At 41.2% G+C, this 13,924-nt stretch carries 8 protein-coding genes; 6 read left to right on the forward strand and 2 right to left on the reverse strand.

The window, feature by feature from the left end:
* Positions 1-58 precede the first annotated feature (58 nt).
* Entirely contained in the window at positions 59-2,737 is a 2,679-nt protein-coding gene (locus tag F887_RS13635) for a TonB-dependent receptor (RefSeq protein ID WP_005292170.1), read from the reverse strand.
* Positions 2,738-3,394: 657 nt separating this feature from the next.
* On the opposite strand from F887_RS13635, the gene F887_RS13630 reads away from it, so the two are divergent.
* From F887_RS13630 to F887_RS13605, 6 genes are read left to right on the forward strand one after another with little or no spacing between them, the layout of a single operon-like run.
* A complete protein-coding gene (locus F887_RS13630) occupies positions 3,395-5,179 on the forward strand; it encodes an ABC transporter substrate-binding protein (protein WP_005292172.1) in 1,785 nt (594 codons plus the stop codon).
* 14 nt (positions 5,180-5,193) lie between these two features.
* A complete protein-coding gene (locus tag F887_RS13625) occupies positions 5,194-7,008 on the forward strand; it encodes an ABC transporter substrate-binding protein (RefSeq protein ID WP_032863076.1) in 1,815 nt (604 codons plus the stop codon).
* A gap of 26 nt (positions 7,009-7,034) precedes the next feature.
* Positions 7,035-9,056 (forward strand): M3 family metallopeptidase, encoded by a 2,022-nt coding sequence (locus F887_RS13620; RefSeq protein ID WP_005292176.1) that lies wholly within the window; start codon positions 7,035-7,037, stop codon positions 9,054-9,056.
* Positions 9,057-9,068: 12 nt separating this feature from the next.
* Positions 9,069-10,007 carry an ABC transporter permease gene (locus F887_RS13615; protein WP_005151078.1) on the forward strand — a complete coding sequence of 313 codons (939 nt, stop codon included), beginning with the start codon at positions 9,069-9,071 and terminating at the stop codon, positions 10,005-10,007.
* 11 nt (positions 10,008-10,018) lie between these two features.
* Entirely contained in the window at positions 10,019-11,161 is a 1,143-nt protein-coding gene (locus F887_RS13610) for an ABC transporter permease (RefSeq protein WP_005292179.1), read from the forward strand.
* A 13-nt stretch (positions 11,162-11,174) separates the two neighbouring features.
* On the forward strand, positions 11,175-12,908 hold the full coding sequence (locus tag F887_RS13605; RefSeq protein ID WP_005292181.1) for an ABC transporter ATP-binding protein: 1,734 nt from the start codon (positions 11,175-11,177) through the stop codon (positions 12,906-12,908).
* Between the two features lie 57 nt (positions 12,909-12,965).
* Here the strand turns inward: F887_RS13605 and rluB are convergent, their stop codons facing one another.
* Positions 12,966-13,913: a 23S rRNA pseudouridine(2605) synthase RluB gene (gene rluB, locus F887_RS13600; protein ID WP_005151069.1), complete on the reverse strand. Its 948-nt coding sequence runs from the start codon at positions 13,911-13,913 to the stop codon at positions 12,966-12,968.
* Between the last annotated feature and the right edge of the window lie 11 nt (positions 13,914-13,924).

Here is a 13,924-nt window from a genome sequence, read left to right on the forward strand (position 1 = left end):
GAGGATTACGGTGAACCACTACGACAGAAGGAATATCATGTCGTAGTGGCGAAACACATTAAAATTTGTAGGTACTTCTCAGGAAATATGCTCGACCAATTACATCGCTGTAGCGGGGGTCGTAACCATATTGGAAGTTGTCTAATACATTTGATGCGGATGGTTCTGCGTCAAATATATTTTTTATACCTGCGGTAAGCTCTAGATTTTTAAAACCTTTATAGGTTCCTGAAATGTTATACAGGGTATAGTCACTAACACGATGGTTGTCGAATTTATCATCACCCGTTTCATTCTGGTCTTTATAACCTCGGTAGAATTCTTGCTCGAATACCATTTTCCAGTTTTCATAGCTCCAATTTACATTGGCAACATGCTTCCAACGTAAAATTGCAGGGTCATCGTATTTGCCTGCATAACTGTCCCAAGTTCCACCTTTTTCTTCTTGTCGGTCATAATTAATAATATAAGTTCCATCAATTCCAAAGCCAAAGCGACCTGTTACAGTCATTGGAGAGAGATAATTTAAAGCAAGGTCAATCCCTTGGGTTTTAACCCCACCCATATTGGTTAATGCACTATTGATATATTGGAGACGGCCATCTTCTCCACGAATGAAGCGATCTGCATATTTTTCTGGATCACCAAAAATCATGGCTTCACCAATACTATTAATCAGACCATCAATTTTGATGTTGTAATAGTCGGCAGAGAAAACAAGATTCTTAATCGGTTCTACTACAAAACCAGCAGTGATCGAGGTGGATTCTTCTGGTTGTAAACCCTTGGTTCCGCCCTGAGTACGATAAAATTGTGTATTACATTCAGTCTTATATTGGTCTGAGATTGCTTGTCCATTTGGGCAAAGTACAGGATCGTTGTATTTCGCTCCTGTATAGGTTTTACTCTGAGGTGCATTGATGTCATACAGGCTTGGTGCACGAAAACCTGTACTGTAGGAAGTACGGAACATTAACTGTTTTAAAGGTTCCCAACGGAAGGCAACTTTAGGATTGAAAGTATCACCAAAATCACTATATTTGTCATAGCGGGCGGCAAGTTGGGCTTCTAATGTTTTGGTAACAGGAATGTGTAACTCAGTAAAGACGGCTGTGATATCTCGTTTGCCCTTACTTTCAGGCTTGTCTGGATCAATTCCACTACCTGGGACTTGTCTTACAATGTCTGAGTTAACATTGGCTTTCCAGTCCTGAGAACTAAAGCTTCCGCCGAATGCAAAACCGACATCACCAGCTGGAAGGGTATAGATTGGACGACTGACATTAAAGTCAAATGTCGTTGCAGTTAAGGTGCCTTTATTGGTATCGCCTTTAACTTCGAAGGATTGCCATATATTTTGATCCGCACTTGGGCCAAATGGATTAAGTTTCCCTCCATTTAACGCGGCTTGTACTTGACTTTGATTGAGATAGCCACCTGCAAAACCATCGGTTGCTTCACTACGTGCATAGGAAATACCCGTATTAACATCCCATCCATAAGCTTCACCTTCTAAAGCAATTAGCGCTCGATGTGATTCATTGACAGGATTGGATATACGATTGCCCGCTTGTGAACGTAAATAAAGCTCTAAAGGTTCTCCACTTAAACCACTTACAGCAGGGGTTATACCATTTCCAGGGTAATAAGGGCTTGTTGAGGGAAGTGTCACGGAGCGGCTGTAAACATCAGGTGCAATGGAGGTTGTAACTTCATTACGTGAATAAATATATTCACCAATGGCATTAAAATTGTCATTTAATTTGAATGTGCCGCGTCCGAGTGCAGAAATTGTTTCTGATTTGGGAACGATACCGATCAATGCTTGTGTATTTAGATAGCACAGCCCACCATCTGCAACTGTATTTGGCGCATTATTACATCCTGTATTTGCATAAGGGTTGCCGAGTTTTCCTGTTTTCGGATCACGAAAATTGGCAGGAAAACCATTGGCTGAACTTGCATCAATTCCTAGCTCAGGCAGAATGCCGCCTCTTTTACTGGCTTTACGATCTCTTGCCATAATGTCATTTGAACGGCGGTAATCAATGACGCCCATGACATTAAAACCTTGTTCTTCTAAATCACCATAACCACCAAAAATAGAGACATCCTGCTTATCGCCACCACTTTCTTCAGGTTGGATCAAACCTGCACTAATATTCAATCCTTCAAAGGATTTTTTGGTAATAAAGTTGATTACACCTGCAATTGCATCTGCACCGTAAATTGCAGAAGCTCCATCACGAAGGATTTCAATGCGATCAACCATAGCCATTGGAATAATATTCAGGTTGGTTGTTGATGTACTAAAAGGACTATAGGCCAAACGACGGCCATTGAGTAAAATCAAAGTCTTATCCGTACCCAATGCACGTAGATTTGCTGATGAACCTTCGGTATTACTGGCGCCAACATTTTGTGCGGTAGCAAAACCAGCTTGGTTAGCACTGACTTTGGTTAAAGCCTCTTCAACGGTGGTTACGCCTTGTTTGGCAAGGTCGTCGGCTTTGATAATTGTAATGGGCGAGGCACTCTGTGCTGCAACACCTTTAATTGACGAACCTGTGACCGCAACTTTTACGACTTTGGCTGCTTTTTCCTCTGAGGGTAACTCAGCCTCGGCAGCGTGAGTCATGGTTAAACACAACATACTTAAACTGAGTGTACTGAGTTTAAGTATGGTTTTGCTCGCTTTTGGCGAAGTGCTAGGTGGAGCGAAGTTGGCTTTTTTCATTGATTATTTAACCCCTAAATGGTTTGCCACTCTAAAAATTCAATAAATCCGTTTTAGCAAGACCTGTGCCAAACCCTATTTTTAGATTTCGCTTAATGTAGAATAAATTATGTAAAAGTGTTTTAGTTTTTATATATAAGCTTTTCATATTTTTACTAAATATTAAAAACCAAAGATAAATTGTGCTGTGATTTTATTGTCATAAAGTTTCAAATTATGTGAGATTAAGCAACGCATTAAAATGAATCATAAAGTTTTATTTTTGCATTTTTGTGGTGCAAATGCTTTTTTATTCCAATAAAACCTGTATTTTATAATTTTTATTTCATTGAAACAGGAAATAATATATAAAAATATGATTTGGCATAAAGTTACTTTTATTTAAGATGCCTGAAAATTAACTTCAATTTAAATTCTTGCTGGTGAAATTTTGTGCATATTTTTTTTAATTGAAAAGTGGCATGAAATTCGCTAGATAATTTCCAAGCTTTAAGGCGTTTCTCTTTTGGTTTAATTTTTCCAGCTGGTAAAAATCATTAACTGAATGATTTTTTAATAAAAAAATGGAATGAAAATCTTGAGGAGAGAAACTGTAGTAATGTTGAATGCTATGCGAAAGTCTAGTATTTATTAAAAAACGATGATGTGAGCACTGATTTGAAGTCAACTTTTTTTACGGTCACTTTGTTATCAACCGTTATTGCATTTATGCCAATGGGGTATGCCAAAACACCGGCACAGGCGGATAAAGTCCTTCGTGTGGCTTTTGAAGCACCAGATGATGGTTTTGATATGGTTAAAACATTTAATTTTTACAGTGGGAATGTTGCCGATGTAATTTTTGAAAGATTGCTTCAATACGATTATTTAGCTAACCCAGTAAAGTTAGTTCCATCGACAGCAGAAAGCCTTCCTGTGATTGAGAAAAATGGGCAGGTTTATATATTTAAAATAAAGCCAGGTATTTATTTTACTGATGATCCTGCTTTTAAAGGCAAGCGTAGAGAACTGGTTGCAGAGGATTATGTTTATGCCATTAAGCGAATATTAGACCCTAAAAATCATGCGCCATCATTTTCTTTTATTGATAATAAAATTGTGGGTGCAAATGCACTGGTTGATCAGGCCAAAAAAACAGGAACCTTTAACTACGATGCCCAGATTGCAGGAATCAAGGCACTGGATAAATATACAATTCAATTTACGTTGACACAACCTGATTACAATTTTTCCTATATTTTGGCCTATAGCACCTTTGGCGCGACAGCACGAGAAGTGGTTGAGTACTATAAAGACCGTTTAGCGATGCATCCTGTTGGTACAGGGCCATACATGCTGAGTAAATATGTACCCCGCAGTAAGATCGAACTGGTTGCCAATCCAGATTATCGTGGTTTTGTCTGGAATTTTAAATCGACAGGCACTGCCTGGGATAATCAACTTGTCAAAGAAATGAGTGGCAAGCAAATGCCACAAATTGGCAAGGTCAACATCAGCATTATTGAAGAAGAACAATCACGTTGGCTTGCTTTTCAGTCTAAACAACTTGATTTTGACAAAGTCACTTCAAGTGCAATTCCTAAAGTACTCGACCCAAATAACCAGTTGAAAGCAGCGATGCAAAAGCAGGGCATACGTCTTTATGCCAATAAAGAAGCTGAAATTACCTATTCCATGTTGAATATGCGTGATCCTGTCGTTGGTGGTAATAGTCTGGATAAAATTGCGTTAAGACGCGCAATTGCAATGTCTTTTAATGTGAATGAATATATTCGTATTCTAAGAAAGGGACAGGCTGTTAAAGCTGAAATGCTCGTACCTGCAGGGATTAATGGACATAATCCGAATTATCGAAGCAGCATTGGCTACAATCCTGCTTTAGCCAACAAATTACTTGATCATTTTGGTTATAAAAAAGGAACGGATGGCTATCGTAATCTGCCAAATGGTAAGCCTTTAACTTTAAAAATCAATACTGAAAGCGGTACAGCTTCGGTGATGTATTCTGAATTGTGGAAGAAAAATTTAGATGCGATTGGGATTCAAGCTGATTTTAAAGTGAGTAATTTTGCCGATAACTTAAAAGCAGCGACGCAATGTCAATACATGATGTGGAGTGGTGCGTGGCATGCGGATTACCCAGAGGGTGAGAACTTCACGCAATTACTTTATGGCCCGAATGTTGGGCGTGGTAATCAATCTTGCTATAAGTCAGCAGCCTATGACAATTTATATAAACAGGCGATGCAGCAACCGCCTGAAAAACGTATGCCTTTCTATGAAAAAATGAGCCGCCAAATTGAAGCAGATGGAACTTGGATTTTACAAGATACACGGATTCGTAACTGGTTGATCCAACCTGAAGTTCAGGGCTTTAAAGCACATCCGATTATGAATACCAATTGGCAATATTTAGATATTGTTTCACCAAGTGAAAAATAAGTGATGCATGTATGATGAAACAAAATTTTAAATTTTCGATATCACCTTACGGTTTGGCATTGTTACTGGGGGCAACCACAAGTTTTGGAGTATCTGTTGCAGAGGCGAAAAGTCCAGCAGATCCTAAAAAAGTGCTGCGTTATGCTTTTCCTGTGGCAGAAACGGGTTTTGATCCTGTTGCCACACAAGATCTATATTCAGCACATGTGCTGTATTCTATTTTTGAAACACTCTATACCTATGACTATTTAGCCTCACCCGCAAAACTGGTTCCGAAAACAGCCGTTGCTTTGCCCGAAGTAAGTGCAGACGGTTTAACGTATACCATTCGGATCAAAAAAGGGATCTATTTCACCCCTGATCCCGTGTTCAAGGGCAAGCCAAGAGAACTCACCGCAGCAGATTATGCTTATTCCTTTAAGCGTTTAATTGATCCCAATTTACACTCGCCGAATAGCTGGTTATTTGAGGATAAAATTGCAGGGATTGAACCTTTTATTCAGCAGGCCAGTAAAACTGGAAAATTTAGCTACGATCAGCCGATGGCAGGGATACAAACACCCGATCGCTATACTTTGGTGATTCGCTTAAAAGAACCGAATCATAATTTCCCGATGCTCTTGGCACATCAACCTACAGGTGCAGTGGCAAGAGAGGTGATTGAGCATTATCGAGATAAAGCGGGTTATGTGATGGGGCGTCCAGTCGGCACGGGACCTTATGTCCTTGCGCATTGGACACCAGGTTCACGGATTATTCTAAAAGCCAATCCAGACTATCGTGGCTTCACATGGGACTTTAAGGCCAGCAATCCAGAAGACCAAAAAATCGTGCAGCAGATGCAAGGCAAAAAAATGCCACAGGTGGGTGTAGTCGATATTCAGGTGATCGAGGAATCTCAATCGGGTTGGCTATCTTTTCAAAAAGATGGCTTAGATTTATTTACCTTGGATGGCGAATTGCCAGTACAGGCATTGCAAGCGGATGGGTCATTAAAACCTGAACTCGCCAAGAAGGGCATCCAACTGTCTCGAATTCTAGATCCATCGATTGATTATCTGTATTGGAATATTCAGAACCCAGTGGTCGGTGGTCTCAGTAAAGACAAAATTGCACTACGCCGTGCCATGTCCATGGCGATTTCCAAAGAAAAATTTATTACCATCTTGGCCAAAGGTAATGCCCAAAAATTAGAATCGCCAATCCCGTTTGGTGTAGCTGGACATGATCCAAATTATAAGAGCAGCATTCCTTATTCGGTCAAGGCAGCTAATCTTTTATTGGATCGCTACAATTATAAAGTCGGCAAGGATGGTTGGCGGACTTTACCTGATGGCAAGCCGTTGGTGATTGAATTTATGCCTTCAACCAGCAGTGCCCGCAGTATGCAAATGGCAGAATTGTTGAAAAAAGATCTCACCAATATCAAGATCAATATGGTGTCGAAACCCGTTCCATTTGCTGAAGGCTTAAAGGCAGAAAAGCAATGTAAGACCATGTTTAAGGCCTCGGCTTGGATTGCGGACTATCCAGATGCGGATAACTTTGTACAGTTGTTCTATGGCAATAATATTCATGCAACCAACCATACCTGTTTTAAATTGCCTGAATATGATCGCTTATATGAGCAATCACAGAAACTTGATGATGGACCTGAGCGCGATGTGCTGTATCGCAAAATGTCACGTCTGTTAGAGTTCTATTCGCCAGTACAATTCATGTCGACCCGTTACCGTACTGTCGTCGTACAACCACGTGTTATTGGCTATAAAAAGCATCCTGTGCTGCCTGCAGAGTGGATGTACATCGATATTCAAGATAAGAAATAACAAACACATTAAATTGGAGAAAAAGCATGGCGAAAAAAATGTTGAAATTATCAACCCTTGGCTTGTTATCGATGGCTGTAACAGGGATCAGTCAAGGTGTATGGGCTGAAGAAAATACACGAACCACCTTACCCATTTTAAAAACCAGTGCCAGTGCCCAGTGGTGTGATGCCAATATACAGACGTTAAAACAAAGTATTGCTCAACTGGAAAAGCAAAGTATTAAACCGCAGTCCGATGCTGCACCTGTATTGGCTGAGTGGGATCGGTTGATGGCAACAGTTGAGGACTTTGCTGGCCCGATCAGCTTATATAGCAATGTTGATCCTGATGCCAGCTTACGTAAGGCAGCTGAAGACTGCGAAGTAAAATTGAATCAATTACAAACTGAAATTTATCAAAATCCGAAGCTGTACCAACGATTTAAAAATACCAAAGCAACTGATCCGATTGATCGTAAATATCGTCAGGATATTCTAGATGCCTTTGAAGATACGGGGGTACAACTTCCACCTGAAAAAAGAGCACGTGTTAAAAATATTTTTGATGAGTTGACCAAACTCTCGCAAGAGTTCTCTCGCAACATTCGTGATAATCCAGAAAAGTTAGAGTTTACGCCTGCTGAGCTGAAGGGCTTACCTGACAGTTATATCTCAGGTTTAAAGAAAAACGATAAAGGCAATTATTTATTAGGGTTTGAGTACCCTGAATACCAACCGTTTATGGAGTTGGCGGACAGTGATGATGCTCGAAAACGTTATCAGACCGCATTTACACGTCGGGGTACTGAAAAGAATCTTGTCTTACTCAAGCAAATCATCGATTTACGTTATGAACTGGCACAGTTATTTGGTCAGCCAAGTTATGCCGATTGGGCATTAAAGAAACGTATGGCGAAAACGCCAAAAACAGTCAATAACTTTTTGGCTGATGTGCATAAAGTCGTGGCACCGTTAGAGCAAAAAGAAGTGGATGAGTTACGTGCATTTAAAGCAAAAACTTTAAATACCTCTTTGGATAAAGCTGAAATCAATCGCTGGAATGTAGGGTATTGGAGCGAAAAACTACGGAAAGATAAATATCAGATTGACCAAGAAAAACTACGTGATTATTTCCCGACCCTTGCTGCACAAAAGTGGTTATTTGCAATTTCTTCTGACTTATATGGCATTGAATTCAAGCCTGCCAAAGTGGATACATGGCAAGACGAAGTTGAATATTATGATGTAACCGACAAGAAAACAGGTGAAGTGTTGGGTGGCCTGTACATGGATAAATTTCCACGTGAAGGTAAATATGGCCATGCAGCCGTGTGGGGCGTCTATGGCGGCAGTACTTTAAGCAAGCGCAAGCCCATTTCAGTTTTGGTTACCAACTTTAACCGTAAAGGTTTAAATAGCGATGAGTTAGAAACATTTGTGCATGAGTTTGGTCATGCGCTACACGGCATTTTATCAAAAACCCGTTATTCAGGTCAGTCGGGTACATCTGTAGAACGTGACTTTGTTGAAGCACCATCGCAAATGTATGAAGAATGGGCACGCCGTAAAGAAACATTATCTAAAGTTGCTGATTATTGTGATCCAGCCTGTCCTCGGGTAGATGATGCACTGATTGCCCGTTTGAAATCAGTACACAACTATGGACGTGGTATGCGTTATGCACGTCAAACCCTTTATGCACAATACGACATGGCATTACATGGGGCAGACGCACTCAAAGTACAGCCGCTGGATGTTTGGAAAAAAATGGAATCGGCAACCGCTCTGGGCTATGTACCGAATACTGAATTCCCTGGTCAGTTTGGGCATTTGATGGGTTATCAAGCGGGCTATTATGGCTATATGTGGTCTGAAGTCTTAGCGCTCGATATGTTGTCTGCTTTTGGCGATAACTTGAATAATCCAGCAGTTGGGCAGCGTTATCGTCAAGCCATTCTTTCACAAGGCAGTCAAAAAGATGCAGCTCAACTGGTGAAAGACTTTTTAGGTCGAGAGCCTGATAACAAAGCATTCTTTAATGAAATCACAGGTCAACGGGTCAAATAAGGATTTGCCATTATGCTCGCTTATGTCGTACGCAGACTATGGCAAATGATCCCGACCATGTTGGGTGTCATTTTGCTCATTTTCTTTCTTTTTAACTGGGTGGGGGGAGATCCTGCATATATTTTGGCAGGCAAAATGTCGAACCCAGAGCAAATTGATAACATCCGTAAGCAGTTGGGTGTTGATCAGCCCTACTATGTGCAGTTGTGGATTTTTATCAAGCAGATTCTGACTTTTGATTATGGCGCAAGTTGGAGTACGGGAGAGCCTGTATCACAGATTATCCTGACCCGTTTAGGGCCTTCACTGACTTTATTGATTCCGCTCACGATTTTACAAACGGTGATTTCAATTATCCTCGCTTTAGCGGTTGCTTCAGTTCGTGGATCACTGACAGATCGTATGGTGATGATGTTATGTACCATTGGCATGTCGATCAGTATTTTAGTTTATATCATTGTGTTCCAGTATGTGTTGGCATACCAACTCAGTTGGTTCCCCGTACAGGGCTGGAGTGATAGTTTTAGCCAAAATTTATTCCATTATGCATTGCTGCCGATCTTAATCATGTTGGTGGTGAGTATTGCCCCAACTTTACGTTTGTATCGTAGTTTTGTACTGGATGAAATTAATCAGGATTATGTCAGAACTGCCCGTGCCAAAGGTGTAGGTGAGTCTCGGGTACTTGGGGTGCATGTCTTGCGTAATGCCTCAATTCCAATTGTGACCGAAGTGATGGCCAGCTTACCTGCTTTATTGATTGGAGCATTTTTGATTGAACGATTCTTTGGTATCCCAGGCATCGGGCGTGAAATTATTATTGCGGTTGAGCGTAGTGATTTCCCTGTAATTAAGGCCATCACGGTATATATCGCTGCGGTGACCATGATTTTTAACTTGATCGCCGATCTGATTTATAAGCTCCTCGATCCTCGCGTACAGTTGAAGTAGGGGGGATGAAGATGCTAAGTACAATTTTTAAAGGCAAAACCTCCTCAAATGAATCATCTGCTTCAACAGGATTATGGCAGTTGGCATTGAATCGATTGAAATCAGATCGAATCGCCGTGGTTTCTTTCTTGGTGGTGCTGTTTTATTTCATCTTGCTCGCGTTATCGATGACAGGCGTGATTGCTTCCAACTGGAATAAAGAAGTCGCAGTCAGCTACGCGCCACCGACATTTTTAGGGGCGGATACTGAGTCAGATCAAATTAAAGACAGTAGCCAGAAGATAGAGGCATTACCTGAAAATCCAGTTGATCCATTAAAAGATGTGATTCAACAGCTCAATGCCGAAATTCAGGCTGAACAACAAGGTAGCTCAGTCATTGATAATTATGGTGTGGTTGATCCTTTAGCAGAGGATATGCAGCAAATTGATCAACAGCTTGGTGGGCATCTACTTGATCAAAAACAAGAGTTAAAAACCACGTTGCCTTTTGGGGCAGATAAGTGGGGGCAGGATATCCTGCTCAAAACCATTAAAGGTGCTGAAACCTCAATTCTGGTCGGTTTATTATCCGCTTTATTGGCTGTGGTCATTGGTACTTTCTTAGGTGCAATTGCGGGCTATTTCGGTGGTTGGGTGGATGATGTTCTGAACTGGTTCTACAACATTTTTACTTCGATTCCTTATCTATTGTTGGTATTGGCCATTGCTGCGGTGCTGCAACAAAAGGGCATTCTATCGATTGTGCTGATTTTAGGTCTAACGGGTTGGACAGGGGTATTTCGTCTGATTCGTGCCGAATATATGAAGCATAAATCGCGTGAATATGTGCTTGCCGCAAAAGCGATTGGTGTTAGCCATTTACGCCGTATGTTTGTGCATATTTTTCCGAATGTCAGTCATATCGCGTTGGTTCAAATTTCGATTCTGGTGGTGTCATTTATCAAATCAGAGGTGATTCTGAGCTTCCTTGGTTTTGGTGTTCCTGTGGGGGTGGTGTCATGGGGCAGTATGCTGAATGAGGCACAAAGTGAATTGATTTTGGGCAAATGGTGGCAGCTGGCTGCGGCATCGATTGCAATGGCTATTCTGGTCACAGCATTCTCCATGTTTACCGATGCATTGCGTGATGCTTTAGATCCTAAGTTGAAATAGCGGAGACAAAATTATGCAACCTCAAAATGAAACACCGCTATTACAGGTAGACGATCTTCGGGTCAGCTTTAAAGGCGAAAATAAACAATGGATCGAAACGGTTAAAGGAATTTCATTTTCAATTCCTAAAAATAAAACCGTGGCTTTGGTTGGTGAGTCAGGTAGTGGTAAATCTGTCACTTCCTTGGCGGTGATGGGTTTATTACCGAAAGGACAGAGTCAAATTGCAGCGCAAAGTCGTATTACTTTTGAGGGTAAGGATTTACTGAATTTATCTGCAAAAGAGATTCGGAAAATCTGTGGTAAGGAAATTGCCATGATTTTCCAAGAGCCGATGTCTTCACTGAATCCTGTATTTACTGTGGGTGATCAGATTGCCGAAGTGCTGTGCATTCATTTGGGTATGGGACGCAAGCAGGCCAGAGTACGAGTGCTTGAGTTACTTCGAGAAGTCGGTATCCCTGCACCTGAAACAAAAATAGATGCTTATCCAAGTCAGCTTTCTGGTGGTCAGCAGCAACGGGTCATGATTGCGATGGCAATCGCCTGTGAACCAAAATTATTGATTGCGGATGAACCAACCACGGCTTTAGATGTCACCATTCAAAAGCAAATCATTGATTTGTTGGAATCATTACGACAACGCCATGAAATGTCGATGCTGTTCATTACCCATGATTTAGCACTGGTGGGCGAAATTGCTGATGAAGTGATCGTAATGCGTCATGGTGAAATCCGTGAATCTGGTGCTGTTGAGCAAGTGTTAGAACAACCGAAAGATGTGTACACTCGTGCCTTGCTACATTGCCGTCCGCAACTTTCAACACGTCCATACCGTTTACCTGTGACCAGTGATTTTATGAAGCAGGACGAAAATGGACAGCTGATTGAAGCAACCAATTTGTCCGAATTGAATCTGAAACAACGGTCGAGAGGACTCACTGGTGAAGAAGCCATTGTTTTAGAAGTCAAAGATCTGAAAAAATCGTTTTATAGCCGTAAAGGACTATGGGGCCGTGATGAATTTCAGGCCGTAAAAGGCGTGTCCTTCCAACTGGCTAAAGGCAAGACTTTAGGTTTGGTTGGAGAGTCTGGTTCTGGGAAAACCACCATTGGTCTATTGCTAATGCGTTTGCATGAGGCCACAGGTGGACAGGCGTTGATTGGTGGCAAAGATATTCTTGCCATGACCGAAAAAGAGTTTGCGCAGTATCAGCGTAAGATTCAAATCATTTTCCAGAATCCATACGCTTCACTCAATCCACGCTTTACCATCGGGCAGATTTTATTGGAGCCGATGAGAATTCATGGCATTGGACAGAATGATGCTGAACGCAAGAAAATTGCACTTGAGCTATTGGAAAGGGTCAGCTTACCAATACAAGCTTATGATCGTTATCCGCATGAATTTTCAGGTGGGCAACGACAACGGATTGCCATCGCACGCTGTCTGACTTTAAAACCTGAAATTTTGATCTGTGATGAATCCGTTTCTGCTCTGGATGTCTCGGTGCAGGCACAAGTATTGAATTTATTGCAGGATCTACAGGATGAATTTGGTTTGAGTTATATTTTTATTTCGCATGATTTATCCGTAGTGAAATACATTTCAGACCAAGTGATGGTGATGAATCATGGTGAATTGGTTGAAATCGCCAATTCGGATGAGTTGTATTTACATCCACAACATGAATATACCAAGAAACTACTGAATGCCATTCCGCAGGGGGTAAGCCATCATCATTAAAATTCAAGCATAAAAAAACGCTCTAATCAGAGCGTTTTTTTATTTTAAAGCCAAGAATTAGAACTTCTTAAAGCCTTTATTAAAACCAATGGTTTTACGACCATTGTTATTGTTGCCATTACCGCTTGGACGCTGTTGCTGTGACTGATCTTGTTCATCATCACGACGTTGCTGACGTAAATAACCACCACGACGTGCAGCCAATGGTTTTTCTGCCATTTTTTCAGTACGACGTTTTGCCATACCAAACAAGCCAGTACCTTGACGTGGTTTTAATTCAACTGATTTCGCTAAATTGTCGATATCTGTTTTATCCAATTCCATCCAACGGCCTGTACGTAACTCGCGTGGTAGAATCACCGTGCCATAACGGGTACGTAATAAGCGGCTTACTTTCAAACTTTGAGATTCAAAGATACGACGTACTTCGCGATTACGGCCTTCTTTAACCACAACTTGATACCAACGGTTGATACCATCACCACCAATTTCAGAGAATGATTCAAACTTGGCTGGACCATCTTCAAGTTCAACACCTTTGAGCATGGTGTTGCGAATTTGTGGTGTGACTTCACCCATGACACGTACAGCATATTCACGTTCAACTTCATTTGATGGATGCATCAAGCGATTCGCAAGTTCACCATCGTTTGTGAATAATAATAAACCGGTACTGTTAATATCTAGACGGCCTACCATTACCCAACGGTCATTGGCAATTTGTGGTAAATGATCAAATACCGTTGGACGTTTTTCAGGGTCGTTGCGCGAGCAAATTTCACCTTCTGGCTTATAGTAAATTAAAACGCGACGACGAATTTCGTCTTCAATTTGGAATTGTACTTTACGACCATCGATACGGAGTTCATCAGTGGGTTCGATACGCTCACCAACTTGGGCAATACGACCATTGATGCTGACACGACCAGCAGCAATGACTTCTTCCATATAGCGACGCGAGCCTAACCCGACTCTCGCTAAAACCTTTTGTAATTTTTCACTCATGACAGCACAAC

The sequence above is a fragment of the Acinetobacter sp. NIPH 2100 genome (assembly GCF_000369805.1).
In the GTDB taxonomy this organism is placed as follows: Bacteria; Pseudomonadota; Gammaproteobacteria; order Pseudomonadales; family Moraxellaceae; genus Acinetobacter.

What these genes read in the sequence shown, in the direction of transcription:
- F887_RS13625 (WP_032863076.1), top strand. Translation starts at nt 5,194, where the DNA reads ATGAAACAAAATTTTAAATTTTCGATATCACCTTACGGTTTGGCATTG.
- F887_RS13605 (WP_005292181.1), top strand. Translation starts at nt 11,175, where the DNA reads ATGCAACCTCAAAATGAAACACCGCTATTACAGGTAGACGATCTTCGG.
- F887_RS13635 (WP_005292170.1), bottom strand. Translation starts at nt 2,737, where the DNA reads ATGAAAAAAGCCAACTTCGCTCCACCTAGCACTTCGCCAAAAGCGAGC.
- rluB (WP_005151069.1), bottom strand. Translation starts at nt 13,913, where the DNA reads ATGAGTGAAAAATTACAAAAGGTTTTAGCGAGAGTCGGGTTAGGCTCG.
- F887_RS13615 (WP_005151078.1), top strand. Translation starts at nt 9,069, where the DNA reads ATGCTCGCTTATGTCGTACGCAGACTATGGCAAATGATCCCGACCATG.
- F887_RS13610 (WP_005292179.1), top strand. Translation starts at nt 10,019, where the DNA reads ATGCTAAGTACAATTTTTAAAGGCAAAACCTCCTCAAATGAATCATCT.
- F887_RS13620 (WP_005292176.1), top strand. Translation starts at nt 7,035, where the DNA reads ATGGCGAAAAAAATGTTGAAATTATCAACCCTTGGCTTGTTATCGATG.